Origin of the sequence: Pseudoalteromonas sp. GW168-MNA-CIBAN-0100 (assembly GCF_040309225.1) — a bacterium.
GTDB classification, from domain to species: domain Bacteria; phylum Pseudomonadota; class Gammaproteobacteria; order Enterobacterales; family Alteromonadaceae; genus Pseudoalteromonas; species Pseudoalteromonas arctica.
Genome location: NZ_JBEOOL010001132.1, coordinates 1 through 234 on the forward strand (window position 1 = coordinate 1; position 234 = coordinate 234).

General features: G+C 39.3%; 1 pseudogene. It reads right to left on the reverse strand.

What is annotated here, in order from left to right:
* A pseudogene (locus AAEY62_RS24910) lies at window positions 1-234 on the reverse strand (Si-specific NAD(P)(+) transhydrogenase); the annotation flags it as partial.

A 234-nucleotide genomic window follows, 5' to 3' on the forward strand; every position in this document is an offset into this window, starting at 1 on the left:
CAATAGTCTTGGCCGTTAAACGCTCAGTTGAACCATCTTGGCGAGTTACTTCAACTGTATGTTTATCAATAAAACGCGCGTCACCTTGAAACATTTGAATACGGTTACGGTCGTAAAAACTGCTACGTAAATTAGACTGCTTAGAAATAACTGAGCTGGCATGGCGTAAAATGTCAGGAAAAGTGAGTCGAGCAAGTCGATCACCGGTATTAAATAAAGGGTTTGTTTTATATT